Below are 17,752 nucleotides of genomic sequence, written 5' to 3' on the forward strand. Positions count from 1 at the left end.
GCTCCGGCCGCCGGGAGCGGCGACCGGACCGGGAAGGCCTGCTAGGCCCCGGGTAGCTAGACGGCGAGCAGGCCGGCGTCGTCGCAGATTGCCTGATCGGCGCCGCCGCGGGCTTCGTGCAGGAAGCGGTCGTAAGCCGGCAGCGTCAGGAAGGCGGGGAACTCGTTGCCCAGGGTGACCTCCTCGAAGATGTCCCGGGCATCGGCGAAGCGGTCGCCTTCGAAGCGTTCCAGCCGGGCGAATTCCTCGTCCAGCATGTCCTCCACCCATTCGCGGGTGACGACGTCGCCCGCGTCCGTGATGGCCCGGGAGAAGATCCACTGCCACAGCTGGGAGCGGGAGATTTCCGCGGTGGCGGCATCCTCCATCAGGTTGTGGATGGCCACCGCGCCGTTGCCGCGCAGCCAGGACTCGATGTAGCGGATGCCGACCTCGATATTGTTCCGCACGCCCTGCTCGGTGATCGTTCCCGTAGTGGCGGAAAGGTCGATGAGCGCACGGTCGTCCGGGGTGACGTCCTCGCGGAGCCGGTCCAGCTGGTTCGGACGGTCGCCGAGCACGCCGTCGAACACCTCGCGGCACACGGGTACTAAGTCCGGGTGCGCCACCCAGGAGCCGTCGAACCCGTCGCCGGCCTCGCGGGTCTTGTCGGCACGGACCTTCTCGAAGGCGATCGCGTTGGCTGCCTCGTCCTTCCGGTTGGGGACGGCTGCGGCCATGCCACCGATCGCCATGGCGCCGCGTTTGTGGCAAGCCCGCACCAGCTGTTCCGTGTAGGCCCGCATGAACGGCTGCGTCATGGTGACCTGGCCGCGGTCCGGCAGGACGAAACGCGGGCCGCGGGTGCGGAAGTTCTTGATCAGCGAGAAGATGTAGTCCCACCGGCCGGCGTTCAGGCCCGCGGCGTGGTCCTTGAGTTCGTAGAGGATCTCTTCCATCTCGAACGCCGCGGTTATGGTTTCGATCAGCACGGTGGCGCGGATGGTGCCCTGGGGGATGCCCAGCAGGTCCTGGGCCAGGACGAAGATGTCGTTCCACAGCCGCGCCTCGCGGTGGCTCTCGATCTTCGGGAGGTAGAAATACGGCCCGTTGCCCTGGGCGATCAGCCGGCGGGCGTTGTGGAAGAAATACAGCCCGAAGTCCACGATCCCGCCGGCCACCGGGGTGCCGTCAATGAGCATGTGCTTTTCCGGCAGGTGCCAGCCGCGGGGCCGGACCACGATCGTGGGCAGCTCCTCGGCGGCGCGGAGCTTATACTCCTTGCCTTCCGGGGAGGTGAAGTCGATCCGCCGCTCCAGCGCGTCGGTAAGGTTGAGCTGGCCCTGGATCACGTTGCGCCATGACGGCGTGGAGGAGTCCTCCATGTCCGCGAGCCACACCTTGGCGCCGGAGTTCAGCGCATTGATGGTCATCTTCTTGTCCACCGGACCGGTGATCTCGACGCGGCGGTCTTCCAGGCCCGGCGCCGGGGGAGCGACGCGCCACTCCGGGTCGTTGCGGATCGACTCGGTCTCGGGCAGGAACCGCGGATCCTGGCCCTTGCTGATCTGCTGGCGGCGCTCCTGCCGCGCCCGCAGCAGCTCTTGCCGGCGTTCGGCCGTCGCCTTGTGCAGCTTGGCCACGAATTCCAGCGCATCCGGAGTAAGAACCTCGCCCTGCCGGCAAATCGGCTGGGCAGTCAACGTAACCCCGTTGATAGTGAAGTTGTCAGTGAAGCTGTTCATTTCAGTCTCCTTAAAGACGAAAAAGGGAAGTTCGACGGCGGTTGGCGGCACTCCGGTGAGTGGTGCAATGCCGGACCGAAGGCCGGAGGCGAGAACCGCCGTCGAACGGTAAGCGCTAGTGGAACTGGCCTTCTTCGGTGGATCCCACCAGGGCCAAGGTGGATGCGTTCGGGTTGAGCGCGGTGGCGATGTCGTCGAAGTAGCCGGTGCCGACTTCGCGCTGGTGCTTGGTGGCGGTGTAGCCGCGAGATTCGGAGGCGAATTCCTTTTCCTGCAACTCTACGTAGGCGCTCATGCCTTCCCGGGCGTAGCCGTGGGCGAGGTCGAACATCGAGTAGTTCAGGGCGTGAAAGCCGGCCAGGGTGATGAACTGGAAGGTGAAGCCCATCGCGCCGAGTTCGCGCTGGAACTTGGCGATCGTGTCGTCGTCGAGGTGCTTGCGCCAGTTGAACGACGGCGAGCAGTTGTAGGAGAGCATCTGGTCCGGGAACTCGGCCTTGACCGATTCCGCGAACTTGCGGGCCAGGGCGAGGTCCGGGGTGCCGGTCTCCATCCAGATCAGGTCCGAGTACGGGGCGTAGGCCTTGGCGCGGGCGATGCAGGGTTCGATTCCGTTGTGGACCTTGTAGAAGCCCTCCGGGGTGCGGACCGGCTGGCCGCCTTCGCGGAGGATGAATTCCTGGTCACGCTCGTCGACGTCGGAGGTGATCAGGGTGGCTGCCTCGGCGTCGGTGCGGGCGATGATGACCGACGGGGTGCCGGCGACGTCGGCTGCCAGGCGGGCGGCGTTCAGGGTGCGGACGTGCTGCTGGGTGGGGATCAGTACCTTGCCGCCGAGGTGGCCGCACTTCTTCTCCGAGGCGAGCTGGTCCTCCCAGTGCACGCCCGAGGCGCCGGCCTGGATCATGGACTTCATCAGTTCGTAGGCGTTCAGCGGGCCGCCGAAGCCGGCCTCGGCGTCGGCGACGATCGGCACCATCCAGTCCTCGACCGTCTGGATACCCTCGGAGAATTCGATCTGGTCGGCGCGGAGCAGGGCGTTGTTGATGCGGCGGACCACCGTGGGGACGGAGTTGGCCGGGTACAGCGACTGGTCCGGGTAGGTGTGGCCGGAGTTGTTGGCGTCCGCGGCGACCTGCCAGCCGGAGAGGTAGATGGCGCGCAGGCCTGCCTTGACCTGCTGCACGGCCTGGTTGCCGGTCAGGGCACCGAGCGCGTTGGTGTACTTGCCTTCCTTGTGCTCTTCGGTGAGCTGCTTCCACAGCTTCTCGGAGCCGCGGCGGGCCAAGGTGTGTTCCTCGGAGACCCGGCCGCGGAGGCGGACGACGTCGGAGGCTGAGTAATCCCGAGTGACACCTTCCCAGCGCGGGTTGGCAGCCCACTCGAGCTCCAGGGCGGCAGCCTGCTCGCTTGCTGAGTCCTGGGCGGAGGGCTGCTGGTTGGGCTCAAATGCTGCGGTCATTGCTGATCTCCTTCGGTTGCCCGGGCCGGCGGGGACCACCTCGTCGCGGGGTCCCGCCGGATGATCCGGAGCGGTGAATCTTTCTGTGAGATCTACTTTTCTTCAGTTTCAAGGGGCTTTCTAGACTAAAGCTCTGGAAAGAAATGCACTTCTTCCCGTATTCTCAAAAAATGCATCCGAGCAGCTGGAACCGACAGACCGCAGCGCCCGCACTCCCGGCCGAACCCGAGGTGGACGTCATCAGCATGGGCCGCCGGGTCCGCCACCTGCGCAAGGCGGCCGGGCTGACCCTCGACGACCTGAGCGCCGCCGTCGGGACGGCACCGAGCCAGCTGAGCCTGATCGAAAACGGCAAGCGCGAACCCAAGCTCGGCCTGCTCCAGCAGCTCGCGGCGGCCCTCGCCGTGAGTATCGACGAACTGCTCGGCGCGGAGCCGCCGAACCGCCGCGCGGCGCTGGAGATCGAGCTGGAACGCTACCAGCGCAGTCCCATCTACGAGTCTTTGGGTCTGCCCAAGATCCGCATCAGCTCGCGGCTGCCGATGGATGTGCTGGAATCCATGGTGGGGCTGCAGCATGAGCTGGAACGCCGGCTTAACGAGCAGGTCGCGACACCGGAGGAAGCCCGCCGCGCCAACGGTGAGCTGCGGGCCATGATGCGCGAACGCAACAACTACTTCCCCGAGTACGAGGCGGAGGCGCAGAAGGTCCTGGCGTCGGTGGGCCATACGTCCGGGCCGCTGTCCCACCATGTGATCGCGGACATCGCCGGGCACCTTGGGTTCAGCCTGCACCACGTCAGCGACCTGCCGCATTCCACCCGTTCCGTGACGGACCTGAAGAACCGCCGAATTTACCTCACGCAGAATGCCCGCAGCGACCACGACCCCCGTTCCGTGCTGCTCCAGGCGTTGGGCCACTACGTGCTGGGCCACCAGACGCCCACCAACTACGGCGACTTCCTGATGCAGCGGGTCGCCACAAACTATTTTGCCGCGGCGCTGCTGCTGCCCGAACAGGCCACCGTGGAGTTTCTGCAGCGGGCTAAACAGGCCAAGGAAATCGCGGTGGAGGACATCCGGGACGCCTTCGCCGTGTCCTATGAGACCGCGGCGCACCGCTTCACCAACCTCGCCACCCAGCACCTGGACCTCCGCACGCACTTCCAGAAGACACACAAGAGCGGCATCATCTACAAGGCCTACGAGAACGACGGCGTGACGTACCCGCAGGACCACACGGGCGCCATAGAGGGCCAGTTCTCCTGCCGGAACTGGACCTCGCGGGTGGTGTTCGATGTGCCGGACAAGTTCAGCGCCTACAACCAGTACACCGACACGCCGGCCGGGACCTACTGGTGCACGGCGCGGACCGAACGCTCCGCGAACGGCGAGTTCTCGCTGTCCGTGGGGGTGCCCTACGCCCAGGTGAAGTGGTTCCGCGGCCGCGACACCACGGAGCGGTCCAAGTCGACTTGCCCGGATGAGAGTTGCTGCAAGCGTCCGCCGGCCGCGTTGGCCTCGGAGTGGGCCGGCAACGCGTGGCCCTCGGCCCGTGCCCATTCGCACCTGCTCGCCGCGATGCCGCCCGGTGCGTTCCCCGGCGTGGACGAGACCGAGGTCTACTCGTTCCTGCAGGCGCACTCCGGCAACTGACCCTCCCGACGCTCCCGCAGTTCCTGCCGCGAACGGTGCGACGCTCCCGCAGTTCCTGCCGCGAACTATGCGACGCTCCCGCCGTTCCTGCCGCGAACGGTGCGACGCTCCCGCAGATCCTGCCGGTTGTGGCGCGACGCTACCGCAGTTCAGGTGAGGGAACGTCGGGTGACGTGCGGCAGGAGCTGAGGGAGCGTCGGGTGACGTGCGGCAGGAGCTGAGGGAGCGTCCCCGGGCGGGCTGACCGCAGGTCGGACTATATTGGCCAGTGTCAGCTCATCGATCCATCTCGCGGGAGCGTGCACTCATGGCCAAGGAACTAGCCACCCAGCTCGTTGAACAACTCCAGGCTGCCGGCGTGCAGCGGATCTACGGGATTGTGGGCGACAGCCTGAACCCGATCGTCGACGCCGTTCGGAAAACCGGCGGCGCCGCCAGGGGCGGAATCGACTGGATCCACGTCCGGCACGAGGAAGCTGCGGCGTTTGCGGCGGCCGCGGAAGCCCAACTCACCGGGAAGCTCGCGGTCTGCGCCGGCTCCTGCGGGCCGGGCAACCTGCACCTGATCAACGGCCTCTACGACGCCAACCGCTCCGGCGCTCCGGTGCTGGCCATCGCCTCGCACATCCCAAGCAAGCAGATCGGCAGCAGCTTCTTCCAGGAGACGCACCCGGACCGGCTCTTCAACGAATGCTCGGTGTACTCCGAACTCGTCAGCACCGCGGAGCAGGCGCCCCGCGTGATGCACAGCGCCATCCAGCACGCCGTCGCGCTCCGCGGCGTCGCCGTCGTGACCCTGCCCGGCGACATCGCCGGGCTGGAGGCGACCGCCGCGACCCCGGCGCCGGCAGCCTTCCGGCCCGCCGCGCTGGTGCCGGACCCTGCCAGCGTGCAGGAACTGGCGGACGCCATCAACGACGCCGGGAAGGTGGCCATCTTCGCGGGCGCCGGCGTCGACGGCGCGCATGACGAGGTGATCGCCCTGGCGGAGCTGGTGTCCGCGCCGATCGGGCACTCGCTGCGCGGCAAGGACTTCATGCAGTACGACAACCCCTTTGACATCGGCATGACCGGCCTGCTCGGCTACGGTGCCGCGGCCGAAGGGATCGAAGACGCGGACCTGCTGATCCTGCTCGGCACGGACTTCCCCTACGACCAGTTCCTCCCCGGGACCCGGACGGCGCAGGTGGACCGGGCCGCGCAAAACCTGGGCCGGCGGACCGACGTCGACGTCGCCGTGCATGGCGACGTGCTGCCCACCCTCGCTGCCCTGATGCCGTTGCTGAAGCCGAAGAAGAGCCGCAGGTTCCTCGACGCGATGCTCAAAAAGCACGACCGGCTGATGAACAAAGCCGTCGGCGCGTACACCCGCAGGGTCGAAAAGACCGAACCCATCCACCCTGAATACGCTGCCTCGCTGCTGGACCAGGTGGCGGCGGAGGACGCGGTCTTCACGGCGGACACGGGCATGTGCAATGTCTGGACGGCGCGGTACATCAACCCGTTGGGCACGCGGCGGCTGATCGGGTCGTACCTGCACGGCTCCATGGCCAACGCGCTCCCGCATGCCATCGGCGCGCAGGTGGCCTACCCGGGACGGCAGGTGATTTCGGTATCCGGCGACGGCGGCCTGTCGATGCTGCTGGGGGAGCTGATCACGGTCGCGTCGCACCGGCTTCCGGTCAACGTTGTGGTGTTCAACAACTCCACCCTCGGCATGGTGAAGCTGGAGATGCTGGTGGACGGGCTCCCCGACTTCGGGGTGGACGTCCCGGACGCCAACTACGCGGACGTGGCCCGGGCCCTGGGATTCCACGCGGTCCGCGTCACGGACCCGTCCAAGATCGAGGCCGCCTACCGCGAGGCGTTCGCGCACCCCGGACCCTCCCTGGTGGAGCTGATCACGGATCCCAAGGCCCTCTCGCTCCCACCGAAGATCAAGGGCGCACAGGTCCTGGGCTTCGCCACGGCCATGTCCAAGGTGGTGCTGAACCGGGGCGCCGGCGAGGCCGTCAGCATGGCCCGCAGCAACCTGCGCAATATCCCGCGCCGCTGACGGCGGGGGACCCGGCCCCGGCGTTAAGTCCGGCCCCGCCGCCAGGTCCGGCCCCGCCGCCAGGTCCGGCCCCGCCGTTTCGATGGTTCCGTGCGGGGTCGACGGCGGGAAGCGTCGACGGGGCAGGGAACCGTCGAAACGGCCGGAGCTAGCGCGGGCCGCCCTGCCAGAGCGCGTCGAACGGGGCGCCCGAGGCCACCCGGTTCCGGATCCCCGCGGTGACAAAGTCCTTCGCCGTGCGGGCGGCCTCCAGCGGCGTCGCGCCCTTGGCCAGCTCGGCCGTCACGGCGGCGGCCAGCGAGCAGCCGGCGCCGGAGACCGCTACCTCGCCGATCTTCGGGGCGGAGAGCACTTCCAGCGTCTCGCCGTCGTAGTAAACGTCGACGGCGTCGGGCCCGGCCAGGCGCACCCCGCCCTTGGCCAGCACCGCGGCGCCGCTGAGTTCGTGGATGCGGACGGCCGCGGCCTTGAGGGACTCTACGTCGGTGATCTCGAGTCCGGAGAGCGACTCGGCCTCGAAGTGATTCGGCGTGACGAAGGTGGCCAGCGGCAGGATTTGCGCCTTGAGCGCCTGATCGGTGTCCAGGGCGTGGCCCGGCTCCTGGCCCTTGCAGATCAGCACCGGGTCCAGCACCACGTTCTTGAAGCCGGAGTCGGCCAGCGCCGACGCGACGGTGGAAATTGTCGCAGGGCTGCCCAGCATCCCGATCTTCACGGTGTCCAGCACCGACGGTGCGCCGGACCCGGCGCCGTACGCCGCCGTCGTCGCCTCCAGTTGGTCGGCGATGACCTGCTGGTCCACCGAGACGAAGCGGTGGTTCCAGTTGTCCTTCGGATCGAAGGAGACAATGCAGGTCAGGTTCGCGATGCCGAAGACGCCGAGTTCCTGGAAGGTCTTCAGGTCCGCCTGCGCGCCGGCGCCGCCGGTGGCCTCGGAACCGGCGATGGTCAGGGCGACGGCGGGGGAGGCTGCGGCGTCGGAGGTCAGGTGGTCCACGGCGTTAGAAGTCATGGACCCATCCTGCCACCCCGGGAAAACTGGCCACATTGTGCTCATGACCAATATGACCACAACCCGGGTGTTGCGGATCACTGGGAATAAGGTGGCGGACGGCGTTGCTTTCTTGCGGCGCCGGATCCAGGAAGGTTCATTGATGAGCACCCAACTGTCCGAAGCGGCCCAGACCAGAAAAGCCGTCGGCAACATCCTCAAAGGCTCGGCCGGCAACCTCGTCGAGTGGTATGACCTCTACGTCTACACAGTCTTCGCGGCATATTTTCAGTCGCACTTCTTCAACTCCACCGACGACCTGCAGGCCGGCCTCGAGGCGATGGCCGTCTTCTCGACGTCGTTCCTGATGCGCCCGATCGGCGCTTGGTTCTTCGGCCGCTACGCCGACCGGAAGGGCCGCAAGGCAGCGCTGACGTTGAGCGTGACGATGATGTCCGCCGGTTCCTTCGCCATTGCGGTGCTCCCCACCCAGGACGTAATCGGCCTGTGGGCCATGATTCTGTTGGTTCTCATCCGCGTGATCCAGGGCTTCTCGGTGGGCGGCGAATACGGCACCAGCGCCACCTACATGTCCGAGGCCGCCACCACCAAGCGCCGCGGCTTCTTCTCCAGCTTCCAGTACGTCACGCTGATCGGCGGCCAGATGCTGGCCCTCCTCGTGCTTGTGATCCTGCAGAACGCTATGCCCAAGAGTGACCTGACCGAGTGGGGCTGGCGGATCCCGTTCGCGATCGGCGGCGTCGCCGCACTCGTGGTCCTGTGGCTCCGCCGTTCGATGGAGGAAACAGTTTCGGCCGAGCAGATCGAGGCCGCGAAGGCCCCGGCGCTTGCGGGCGAGGCCCGGCCGGGCACCATGAAGCTGCTGTTCACCAGCTACTGGAAGCCGCTGATGATCTGCATCGGCATCACGCTCGGCGGCACGGTCGCGTTCTACACGTACACCAACTTCCTCCTGAAGTTCATGAACGATACCTCCGGGGTCGCCAAGACCGATACCTCCGTGATCAACTTCTGGGCGCTGTTCATCTTCATGCTGCTCCAGCCGGTCTACGGCATCATCTCGGACAAGGTCGGGCGCAAGCCGCTGCTGCTCTGGTTCGGTATCACCGGCGTGCTCTTCACCTGGCCGCTGCTTTCCACCCTGGCCGGCACGAAGGATCCTTTCACGGCGTTCCTCCTGATGATGGGCGGGCTGCTGATCGTTGGCGGCTACACCTCCATCAACGCCCTGGTGAAGGCCGAGCTGTTCCCCGCCTCCATCCGCGCTCTCGGCGTCGGCCTGGGCTATGCGATCGCAAACTCGCTGTTCGGCGGCACCGTCCCGTTGATCGGCGCGGCCCTGCAGAAGTCCAACCAGGTGGACCTGTTCTTCACTTACGTCACGGTGGCGATCGGCATCTCACTGCTGGTGTACATCTTCGCGCTGAAGAACAAGAAGTCCACCCATCTTGACCACGAGCAGGGCCACGCCTGGGAGCCCGCCGACGTCGGCGCCGCTCCGGTCGTCCCCGGCCGCGAGGACGACGGCAAGGACCTCATCGACGCCTCGCGCCGCTAGGGTTCCTGCGGCTATCCGGACGCCGTTTCGACGGTTCCCTGCAGGCAAGACGCCGCGAAGCGTCGAACCGGCGGGGAACCGTCGAAGTGGCGCACCGCGGACGACGGCGGGTTGCTGGCTAGGGGGCTTCGGTGCCGGTGGCCGGCGGCCCGCCGAGGTCGTTAACGCGGGTGAGCCTCCAGACGCTGAGCCGGCCCATGGCTGCGGATACAGCCATGCCGGCGGCGGTCAGCAGCATCGGCGGAACCGCGAAGCCGCCAAATGGAAGCCCGATCGCAGCGCCCTGGCCTCCGAATGCGGCAACGTGCAGCCACTGGTTCCGGACCGGCAGCAGCAGCGCCCCGAGGGGCATCCCCAGCACCCAGCCGATGACAACCGCCGGGATCGCGCCCACCAGCAGGGCCGCGACGAGGAGGAAGCTGAAGCCTACGGCGCTCGGGGGTAGGAATAGCGTGCCGATGCTGAAGAGGACACAGAAGCTCACATGTGTCACCAGGATGCCGGTCCAGATCGCACCGGAGCCCAGCTGGACCCGCACCGGCCGGCGCACCGCCGCGCTCCGCCGAGCCGGTCCAACGCGGATTCCAGCCCGGGCTCCTGAAAAACGAATCCTGCATCGAGCAGCTTGCGGGGTTCAACCCAGCGGCTCTTAAGGACCAACTCGGCTTCAGTGCGGATCAGGACGCTTCCGAGCTTCAGTAGCCAACCGGGTGTTGGCATGCCCCATGGCACCCCGTATGACAGGCGGACCAGCCGCATCAATTCCCGGTTCTCCACGACCTCCGGCGCCGCGACATTGACCGGGCCGGTGACGTCAGGGCGTTGGTGCAGGAAGCCCACCGCACGGTAGAGGTCCTCAACATGGATCCAGCTGAACTTCTGCGTCCCCGTGCTCATCGGGCCGCCCAGGCCCAGCCGCGCCAGGTTCGCGAAGGGGCGCATCACTCCGCCTCCCGGTCCGAGCACAATCGCGATGCGCAGCGGAATCTTCCGGGTACGCGGGGTCGGCGCCAGGTTCAGCGCATCCTCCCAGGCGCGGGCGACGTCGACGGAGAACCCGGTGCCTGGCTCGCCGTCGTCCTCCGTTTGGGGCCGGTCCTCGGCATTCCGGTAGAGGGTTGCCGTGCTGGCGTTCAGCCAGGTCGCCGGGGGAGTGCGGCAGCGCGAGATGGCGCGGCAAAGTTCCGCCGTCGTGGACACACGGGAGTCCAGGATCTCGGCCCGGTTCCGCGCGTTGTAGCGGCAGTTGACCGAACGACCTGCCAGGTTCACCAGCAGGTCGGCGCCCTCGAGTGCGTGGACGAGGCCGCCGTCGTCTCCCCAGCGCACCGTGTCGGACGGAGAGCGGCCGATGGTCCGAACCTCCCAGCCGTCCTGCCCGAAGCGGTGCTGGAAGTAGCCGCCGATGAATCCGGAGGCGCCGGACAGGACCACAATGTTCTTTCGCATGATTCCCCCGATATTTGTGTGCTGTTGGCCGGTGCTAGCCGCGAACGCTGCGGCTTAAGTCCAAGGCGTCGTCCAGAATCCGGCTGGCCCCGGGAATCCGCGTGAGTGACAGTCCGCGGGCAATCAGCGGGGCGAGGCCGTCTACGAGCTTCCGGGTGCGGCGTTGTCCAGATGAAGTGTCGTACACCCAGAAAAGGGTCACGCCCATGTATGCCAGCCACAGGAGCTCGGGAAGTTCGGCGCGGAGCTTCCGGGCGGCGGCGGGACTGGCGCCGTCGGCCGCGGTGCGGAAGATCGCCAGCGAGGCTTCCCGGGCAGCCGTCGAGGCGTCGTTGAATGGGTTGACGGGCGACGCCGGACGGATGGCGGTCGCGATGAACTCGGCACCAAAGCGGTGGTACGGCGCCATCACGTCCAGCCCGGCATGCATCGTAGCCTTTAGCCTGCCGCTGAGATCCTTGACGCCGACGACGGCCTCCGCGGCCTTGTGGGCGTGCTCGGCCTGGACCTGCAGGTAGAGCTCGTGTACCAGGTCATCCTTCGAGGCGAAGTAGTAGTAGGCGTTCCCGACGGAGACGCCGGCTTCGGCTGCGATAGCGCGCATGGTGGTCTTTTCGAAGCCGAGGTCGCGGAACATACGCAGTGCGACGTCGGCCACCAGTTGCCGGGTCTGTTCGCTCTTGCCGGCCATGGGTGCTCCCCGCTGGTTGTCTGAACATGTTCAACTAGTGTGACACAAATTTGAACATGTTCAAAAGTGTGGGCGTTCCGCATGGTGGGGTCCTCCGGGTGCCTGGCAGGTATACGGCGCGCGGGACCTGCCTCGCGGGTGCGAGAATGGAGGCGGTTCCAGGCGCGCGTCGCCGGAGCCCTCCAGTGCTAATACAGCCGGCCGCCCGCCGCATCCCTTGTTCCGGGCCGCCGAGCGAACCACTACGAATGGAACACCCATGACTTCCGCCAAGACCCTGCCGGCCACCGCCGCGCCAAAGTTCGCCTCGATCGGATCCCCGTACTTCGGCATCATGCTGGCCGTCATGGCCGTGGTGCTGATCCTGTCCAACATCGGGGCGTCCAAGGGCGTCGCGATCGGCCCGATCATTACCGACGGCGGGTTTTTCCTCTTCCCGCTCGCCTATATCCTGGGCGACGTCATCAGCGAGGTCTACGGCTTCAAGGTGGCGCGCAAGGCCATCATGACCTCCTTCGCCCTGTCCGTGTTCGCGTCGCTCTCCTACTGGATCGTCATCGCGTTGCCCGGCTTCAACGACGACTACGGCGTTGCCAAGCAGTCGGCACTCGAGTTGGCCCTTGGCCCGGTGCCGCAGATCGTGCTCGCCTCCCTGCTGGCCTTCCTCGCCGGCCAGACGATCAACTCCTGGATCCTGGTGAAGATGAAGGCCCGGTCCGGGGAGAAGTCGTTGTGGGCCCGGCTGATGGGGTCCTCCGGCGTCGGCGAGTTCGTGGACACGCTGATCTTCTGCACCATTGCCGCGTCCGTTATCGGCATCACGGACTTCGGCATGTTTGTGAACTACGTGGTGGTGGGCTTCGTCTACAAGACCCTCGTGGAGTACCTGTTCGTGCCGCTGACCTCACTCGTGATCCGCTGGATCAAGAAGCGTGAACCGAGCTACGGGATCTGAGCCGCAAGCGTTCACGGCGAGCCTTCCGGCACCCGTTCGCACCCTTAGCGCCCTCCGCATCCGCCGTTTCGACGGTTCCCTGCCAGCTCGATGTTGGGAATCGTCTAGCCGGCACGGGCCCGTCGAACCGGAGAACTATCGGCCGCCGCGCCCCGGTTCAATGCCTGCAGGACCCTGTACTTGAACTCCACCTCGTTGAACAGGTCCTTCCACTCGATCCGAAGGAACCTCCAGCCCATCTCCATTAGCGCCCTCTCGCGTTGCCGCTCCGCGAACAGGACCTCGCCGGTGGGCCGGTAATCGAAGTACTTGGTCTTGCCGTCGAACTCGAGGGCAACCTTGCGTTCTGGCCAGGCAAAGTCGAGCCGGTGTTCCCCGAGAGGACTCCGGACGAGGTACTGCAGCTCCGGCGGCGTGATCCTGAGCCGGTGCAGCAGTTCCCTCGTGAGGCTCTCCCCGGCCGACTCCGAGCGAGGATCAGCCAGTTCGAGGGCCCGGCGCAGCGCGACCACTCCGTTGCGTCCGGCGAGACTGGAACACCGGGCGCGGAGCAGGCCAAGGTCCGCGCCCATGCGGGCGGCGTGATCGACCAAGATCACGGCCTGTTGCACGGTGAACATCAGGCAGCAGTCGACTACCGTGCGTTCCAGCGACGTGCAGGGGAGGCCGTCCACGAAGCAGAGCTCGTGGCCACCCACGAGACGGGTGTGGGCCACGACGTCGCGCCCGTGTGAGATCCCGGAGGGAGAGCCTTCTTGGGTGAGGTGCACGCGGTCATCCACGTTCCACAGCTGGAGGGCATGGAGGCTGGCACCCGAGATATGACTGTAAACGAACCCTCCCGCCGACGTCGTGAGCGTTCCGAGAGCATGCGCGGAAATCAGCTGCCGACGCTGCGCGGTGGCGTTCAAGCCGCGCCACCACTCCCCGCGGGCGTAGCAGCCACGGCGCAGACGGACGAGCGCTGCCATTTGTACCAGCCGTGCGACGGCGCGGGAATTGAGCCCGGACGCCAGGAGCTGGTCCGTGCGCCAGAGGTTTGCGGTGGGCGGCAGTTCAAGGGGCATGGGACCAGTCTCAATCGGACTCTCGCCGCCGGCCCAGTCACTTTTCCGGGCATGTGGACAACCACTTCGACGATTCCGCGCCGGGTCGACGCTGCCTGACGTCGAGCCCACACGGAACCGTCGAAACGGCGCGCGGACCGCCCGGCGGGCCGCCCGGCGCCCCGCCTGCGTCCCGTCAGGCCTTGAGTGTCCCGTCGAGAAGTTCCCGGAGCTCGCGGAAGTGCCGTTCCGTGGCCTCCTCGTCAAAGACCGAGGTGTCCGCCATCGAATAGCCATGGGATGCTCCGGCGTAGACCTCGTTCGTCGCCTCCAAGCCGGCAGCGTCCAGGGCATTGCCCAGGCGCACGACGGCGTCGGGCGCCATGCTTTGGTCATGGTCGGCGTGGCCGAACACGAACCGGGCCCGGGCGTTGCCGAGTCCGAGGTGGGGGCTGTCGGGGGCGTCGGTGGCGAGTCCGCCGCCGTGGAAACCGCCGCAGACTGCCACCACATCCGGGTGGGCGGTGGCGGTCCGCACAGCCAGCCGGGCGCCCATGCAGTAGCCGGTGACGCCGATCGGGCCGGGCACGACGCCGTCGAGCTCGGCGAGGGCATCCACCCACGCGTCGATGTCCGGCAGGGCTTTGTCCGTGGTGAGGCGTCCGACCCGCGGGAACGCGGCCGCGCCGGCGGCCCCGCGGCCTTCCGGAGTGCTCATGTCAGTTTCCGGTGCCAGTTCCGCGGCCGTTCCCTCGCGGTAGAAGACGTTCGGGGCCAGCACCACGTAGCCCCAGTCGGCGATGCGCTGCGCCATGTCCTGGATGCGGGGGCGCAGGCCGAAGGCGTCCATGTAGAGGATGACGCCCGGGAACGGGCCGGCACCGGTGGAAGGGCGGGCCACCAGGGCCTCGGCAGTGCCGTCTGCGGCAGGGATCTCAATGAACATCGGGCCAGCCTAGCCGACGTGCCTAGGAGTAGTAGCGTCCCAGGGTTTCAGCCTTGAAGTCGAAGAAGGTGCCCGCCTCGATGGCGAGGCGCGCGTCGTCGACCATCTTCACCACGAAGCGCTCGTTGTGGATCGAGATCAGGGTGGCGGAAAGCATCTCCTTGGCCTTGAACAAATGGTGGATGTAGGCCCGCGAGTAGTTCAGGCAGGCGTAGCAGTCGCAGCCTTCCTGCAGCGGGCCGAAGTCGCGCTTGTACTTGGCGCCGGAGAGGTTGAACCGACCGTTGGGGTGGTAGAACGCCGAGTTGCGGGCCACTCGGGTGGGGGAGACGCAGTCGAAGGTGTCCGCGCCGTTCTCAATGGCGGTGAAGATGTCGTCCGGTTCGGAGATGCCGAGCAGGTGCCGCGGCTTGTTCTCCGGGAGTTCCTCGTTGCACCAGCGCACGATCGTGCCCAGGTTCTCCTTTTCCAGCGCCCCGCCGATGCCGAACCCGTCGAAGTTCATGGCGCCAAGATCACGGCAGGCCTTGCGGCGCAGGTCCTCGTACTGGGCGCCTTGGATCACGCCGAAGAGCGCCTGGTAGGGCTTTCCGGCGCGCTCGTCGGTGAGCCGGAAGTGCTCGGTGAGGCAGCGCTCGGCCCAGCGGCGGGTGCGCTCCAGGGACTCCTCCTGGTAGCCGCGCGAGTTCTGTAGCGTGGTCAGCTCGTCGAAGGCGAACATGATGTCGGCGCCGATCTGGTGCTGGACGTTCATCGAGATCTCGGGGCTGAAGCGGTGCCGGTCGCCGTTGAGATGGCTCTTGAACCACACGCCTTCCTCGTCCACATGGGCCAGGCGTTCCTTGCCGGGGGCGACGGCGTCGTCGGGTCCCGAATTGTCCACCGACTTCATGTCGATGACCTTCTTGAACCCGGAGCCAAGGCTCATCACCTGGAAGCCGCCGGAGTCGGTGAACGTCGGTCCGCGCCAATTCATGAACGCGCCCAGGCCGCCGGCCTCGTCCAGGATGTCCGCGCCCGGCTGCAGGTACAGGTGGTAGGCGTTGGCGAGCACGGCCCGCGCGCCCAGCTCGGCGACGGCTTCGGGCAGTACGGCCTTGACCGTGGCTTTGGTCCCGACGGCGATGAACGCCGGGGTCTGGATCTCGCCATGCGGGGTGGTGATGGTGCCGGTCCGGCCCAGGAACTCCCCGCCGTTGCCGCCCACCTGCTGGCCCGACGGCGCGCATGTCTCGCTCAGGCGTTTGCCGACTCGGAAGGAAAACTCGGATTGCCGGGCGGGCAGCGGGGAGGACGGGGAAGATTCAGGATTCGCTGGCACCGTTCAAGTGTGCCAGCTAACACCGCGGAACCCTTAGTGCAGCGGGTCGGATGTGGGGTAGTTCTCAGCGCGCCAGGTATCCCAGTAGCCGCGGACGGACTCGAGTCGGTGGGCGCCGAGCCCGTAGGTGGAAACGATCGCCAGCGAGCCGCCGTGGGGCCGGAGCTCGGGGATGGCGGGCTGGTCCGCCACGATCAGGAGGCCGTCGCCGTGCTCGGCGTAGCTGTGGACGGTCAGACCGACCTGGTGGTTGCTCCGAAACCAGACCTTGCCGGAGATCTCCTCGCCGGTGGCCAGGGTGAGGGCATACTCCTCGCCGGCGGCCGGGACGTCGGCGACGCCCAACTTGGCGATCGCCGAGCCTCCGGTCCCGGGTACGGAGAAAAACAGCGTCCGGCGGGTGCCGTTGGGATGCCGCTCCAGGGCGAACCGGAGCTGGTGCAAGAACGTGAGCCAGCCCTGGGTGATGTCCTCGTCCCAGGCTGCCCACTCCGAGTTGTGGTCCACCGCCGCGCGCGTCACGCTGACTTCGGTGCCGGTGGGGACCGGCTTGAGCGTGAAGATGTCGCCGTCGTTGACGATGACGGAGGTGTGGTCCGCGCTCTCGACCACGTTGGGGCTGAAGTAGATGGCTTCGATTTCGGCCGCCAGGTCATCGTCCTCCCAGCCGTGCCACTGAGCCACCTTCGCGGGTTCGCGCAGCATGGTCCAGACCTGCTGGGCGTCGGAGTTGATCACGACGCTGAGATTGTTCGTCATGGGGTGAATCTACAACGCCCGGCCCCGGCGGGGTAGGGCCGCTCAGGCGCGGACGGACTCGAGTTCGTTGCCGATCCGGCGCTCCAGCTCCGGGCCGCCCAGGGTTTGGGAGCCGCCGTGCGCGCGCAGGAAGAGGAGCGCTTCGAGCCGCAGCAGCCGCCATTCACGCTCCGCATCCGGGTTGGAATTGTCGATGGCGCGGAAGATTTCCTTGTCGTACAGGTTGGGCTCGTTCAGCGAGCGCTGGCGTACCTTGGCGTTGATCCGGGCCTTGAACGGATCCGACTCCATCGCGTCCGGCGCTCGCAGGAACTTCTCGTAGACGGCGGCGCGGGCTTCCTCTCCGCGCTGCCGGCAAATGTAGCTGGCCAGCGCGAGGGAGGCCTCCACCGAGGACCAGCGGCCGGGGTTTCCGTCGAAAGGGAGGACGTTGAGCAGGTCCGCGACCGCGAGGGCGTTGTCGGCATCCTTGAGCACGACGAACAGCTCATGGGCCAGGTCGCTGAGGTCCTTGAGGCAGCTGCCGGATTTGGTGTTGATGCCCTTGGTGAGCCGGTCGCTGAGCAGCAGCACGCCCAGCGCGTCGGGGTGGGCTTCGGCCGCGGCGTCCACGACGGACTCCGGGGTTCCGGCCGGAACCGGGATCAGGGCCAGGTCCGCTTCGCTGGGGCCGCTGGCAACCGGGGGGGCCACCGGCAGGGGAGGAACGACGACGGCGGGAGCCGCCGGTGCGCTGCCGTCCTCGCCGGGAAAGTGCTGGACTAACTGCAGTTCGGGGCCGTCGTCGTCCGGGCCGCCGTCAGCGGGGGAACCCCCCGCAGGGGACAAATCAGCAGGGGGCAAATCAGCCGGCGAGGCCTCGGTGGACGGTTCCGCCTCGGTGTCCCGGACCAGGACCACGGAGCTGGCGGCGATCCGCAGCACGCCGCCGCCGGTCAGCGTGGCCCGGATGATGGCGGGAGCGCCGAAATCGTCGTTGTCGACGTCCACGTGACGGATTTCCGCGGCGCGCGTGGCGTCGGGCAGGAGCAGCAGATCCCCGGTCCGCAGAGATCCCGCCGGCCGTTCGCTGTAGTTCAGGGAGGCTATGGGGTGGGTCATCTGAGTCCTTAAATTCT

Annotated in this window: 15 protein-coding genes; 4 read left to right on the top strand and 11 right to left on the bottom strand. The window is 67.2% G+C overall.

All coding sequences use genetic code 11. From position 1 onward, the window contains the following. Positions 1-56: 56 nt before the first annotated feature. On the bottom strand, positions 57-1,724 hold the full coding sequence (gene aceB, locus AC1DGI_RS01210; RefSeq protein WP_476897449.1) for a malate synthase A: 1,668 nt from the start codon (positions 1,722-1,724) through the stop codon (positions 57-59). 115 nt (positions 1,725-1,839) lie between these two features. Next, positions 1,840-3,186, bottom strand: coding sequence for an isocitrate lyase (gene aceA / locus AC1DGI_RS01215; protein WP_476897450.1), 1,347 nt, complete (start codon positions 3,184-3,186; stop codon positions 1,840-1,842). Positions 3,187-3,329: 143 nt separating this feature from the next. Between aceA and AC1DGI_RS01220 the strand changes: the two genes are divergently transcribed. Both AC1DGI_RS01220 and AC1DGI_RS01225 read left to right on the top strand, forming a co-directional pair. Further along, complete coding sequence (locus AC1DGI_RS01220; protein ID WP_441402462.1) at positions 3,330-4,841, top strand: helix-turn-helix domain-containing protein; 1,512 nt, start codon at positions 3,330-3,332, stop codon at positions 4,839-4,841. A 307-nt stretch (positions 4,842-5,148) separates the two neighbouring features. Continuing rightward, on the top strand, positions 5,149-6,897 hold the full coding sequence (locus AC1DGI_RS01225; protein ID WP_476897451.1) for a pyruvate dehydrogenase: 1,749 nt from the start codon (positions 5,149-5,151) through the stop codon (positions 6,895-6,897). A 148-nt stretch (positions 6,898-7,045) separates the two neighbouring features. Here the strand turns inward: AC1DGI_RS01225 and AC1DGI_RS01230 are convergent, their stop codons facing one another. Further along, positions 7,046-7,909, bottom strand: a complete 864-nt coding sequence (locus AC1DGI_RS01230; protein WP_476897452.1) for a hydroxymethylpyrimidine/phosphomethylpyrimidine kinase — start codon at positions 7,907-7,909, stop codon at positions 7,046-7,048. Positions 7,910-8,051: 142 nt separating this feature from the next. Between AC1DGI_RS01230 and AC1DGI_RS01235 the strand changes: the two genes are divergently transcribed. After that, positions 8,052-9,467, top strand: a complete 1,416-nt coding sequence (locus tag AC1DGI_RS01235) for an MFS transporter (RefSeq protein WP_476897453.1) — start codon at positions 8,052-8,054, stop codon at positions 9,465-9,467. Positions 9,468-9,585: 118 nt separating this feature from the next. Here AC1DGI_RS01235 and AC1DGI_RS01240 read toward each other — a convergent pair whose 3' ends face one another. From AC1DGI_RS01240 to AC1DGI_RS01250, 3 genes are read right to left on the bottom strand one after another with little or no spacing between them, the layout of a single operon-like run. Then, entirely contained in the window at positions 9,586-9,951 is a 366-nt protein-coding gene (locus tag AC1DGI_RS01240; protein ID WP_476897454.1) for a hypothetical protein, read from the bottom strand. Positions 9,952-9,956: 5 nt separating this feature from the next. After that, positions 9,957-10,916 carry a TIGR01777 family oxidoreductase gene (locus AC1DGI_RS01245; protein WP_476897455.1) on the bottom strand — a complete coding sequence of 320 codons (960 nt, stop codon included), beginning with the start codon at positions 10,914-10,916 and terminating at the stop codon, positions 9,957-9,959. Between the two features lie 34 nt (positions 10,917-10,950). Further along, complete coding sequence (locus tag AC1DGI_RS01250; RefSeq protein ID WP_476897456.1) at positions 10,951-11,607, bottom strand: TetR/AcrR family transcriptional regulator; 657 nt, start codon at positions 11,605-11,607, stop codon at positions 10,951-10,953. 259 nt (positions 11,608-11,866) lie between these two features. On the opposite strand from AC1DGI_RS01250, the gene AC1DGI_RS01255 reads away from it, so the two are divergent. Beyond that, a complete protein-coding gene (locus tag AC1DGI_RS01255) occupies positions 11,867-12,562 on the top strand; it encodes a queuosine precursor transporter (protein WP_476897457.1) in 696 nt (231 codons plus the stop codon). Positions 12,563-12,666: 104 nt separating this feature from the next. On the opposite strand, the gene AC1DGI_RS01260 is transcribed toward AC1DGI_RS01255, so the two are convergent. The 5 genes from AC1DGI_RS01260 to AC1DGI_RS01280 form a co-directional block, all read right to left on the bottom strand. Beyond that, positions 12,667-13,629 carry a type IV toxin-antitoxin system AbiEi family antitoxin domain-containing protein gene (locus tag AC1DGI_RS01260; RefSeq protein WP_476897458.1) on the bottom strand — a complete coding sequence of 321 codons (963 nt, stop codon included), beginning with the start codon at positions 13,627-13,629 and terminating at the stop codon, positions 12,667-12,669. 175 nt (positions 13,630-13,804) lie between these two features. Then, positions 13,805-14,554 carry a dienelactone hydrolase family protein gene (locus AC1DGI_RS01265; RefSeq protein WP_476897459.1) on the bottom strand — a complete coding sequence of 250 codons (750 nt, stop codon included), beginning with the start codon at positions 14,552-14,554 and terminating at the stop codon, positions 13,805-13,807. Positions 14,555-14,576: 22 nt separating this feature from the next. After that, positions 14,577-15,875, bottom strand: coding sequence for a tRNA guanosine(34) transglycosylase Tgt (tgt, locus tag AC1DGI_RS01270; RefSeq protein ID WP_476897460.1), 1,299 nt, complete (start codon positions 15,873-15,875; stop codon positions 14,577-14,579). 33 nt (positions 15,876-15,908) lie between these two features. Next, positions 15,909-16,634, bottom strand: a complete 726-nt coding sequence (locus tag AC1DGI_RS01275) for an SRPBCC family protein (protein WP_476897461.1) — start codon at positions 16,632-16,634, stop codon at positions 15,909-15,911. A 42-nt stretch (positions 16,635-16,676) separates the two neighbouring features. Then, complete coding sequence (locus AC1DGI_RS01280) at positions 16,677-17,735, bottom strand: DUF6707 family protein (RefSeq protein ID WP_476897462.1); 1,059 nt, start codon at positions 17,733-17,735, stop codon at positions 16,677-16,679. Positions 17,736-17,752: the final 17 nt, after the last annotated feature.

This window comes from Arthrobacter sp. 05N428_2 (assembly GCF_056397065.1).

Coding starts and splice junctions, on each gene's coding strand:
- aceA (WP_476897450.1), bottom strand. CDS start 3,186: ATGACCGCAGCATTTGAGCCCAACCAGCAGCCCTCCGCCCAGGACTCA.
- AC1DGI_RS01275 (WP_476897461.1), bottom strand. CDS start 16,634: ATGACGAACAATCTCAGCGTCGTGATCAACTCCGACGCCCAGCAGGTC.
- AC1DGI_RS01245 (WP_476897455.1), bottom strand. CDS start 10,916: ATGCGAAAGAACATTGTGGTCCTGTCCGGCGCCTCCGGATTCATCGGC.
- AC1DGI_RS01280 (WP_476897462.1), bottom strand. CDS start 17,735: ATGACCCACCCCATAGCCTCCCTGAACTACAGCGAACGGCCGGCGGGA.
- AC1DGI_RS01225 (WP_476897451.1), top strand. CDS start 5,149: ATGGCCAAGGAACTAGCCACCCAGCTCGTTGAACAACTCCAGGCTGCC.
- aceB (WP_476897449.1), bottom strand. CDS start 1,724: ATGAACAGCTTCACTGACAACTTCACTATCAACGGGGTTACGTTGACT.
- AC1DGI_RS01260 (WP_476897458.1), bottom strand. CDS start 13,629: ATGCCCCTTGAACTGCCGCCCACCGCAAACCTCTGGCGCACGGACCAG.
- AC1DGI_RS01220 (WP_441402462.1), top strand. CDS start 3,330: ATGCACTTCTTCCCGTATTCTCAAAAAATGCATCCGAGCAGCTGGAAC.
- AC1DGI_RS01265 (WP_476897459.1), bottom strand. CDS start 14,554: ATGTTCATTGAGATCCCTGCCGCAGACGGCACTGCCGAGGCCCTGGTG.
- AC1DGI_RS01255 (WP_476897457.1), top strand. CDS start 11,867: ATGACTTCCGCCAAGACCCTGCCGGCCACCGCCGCGCCAAAGTTCGCC.
- AC1DGI_RS01230 (WP_476897452.1), bottom strand. CDS start 7,909: ATGACTTCTAACGCCGTGGACCACCTGACCTCCGACGCCGCAGCCTCC.
- AC1DGI_RS01250 (WP_476897456.1), bottom strand. CDS start 11,607: ATGGCCGGCAAGAGCGAACAGACCCGGCAACTGGTGGCCGACGTCGCA.
- AC1DGI_RS01235 (WP_476897453.1), top strand. CDS start 8,052: ATGAGCACCCAACTGTCCGAAGCGGCCCAGACCAGAAAAGCCGTCGGC.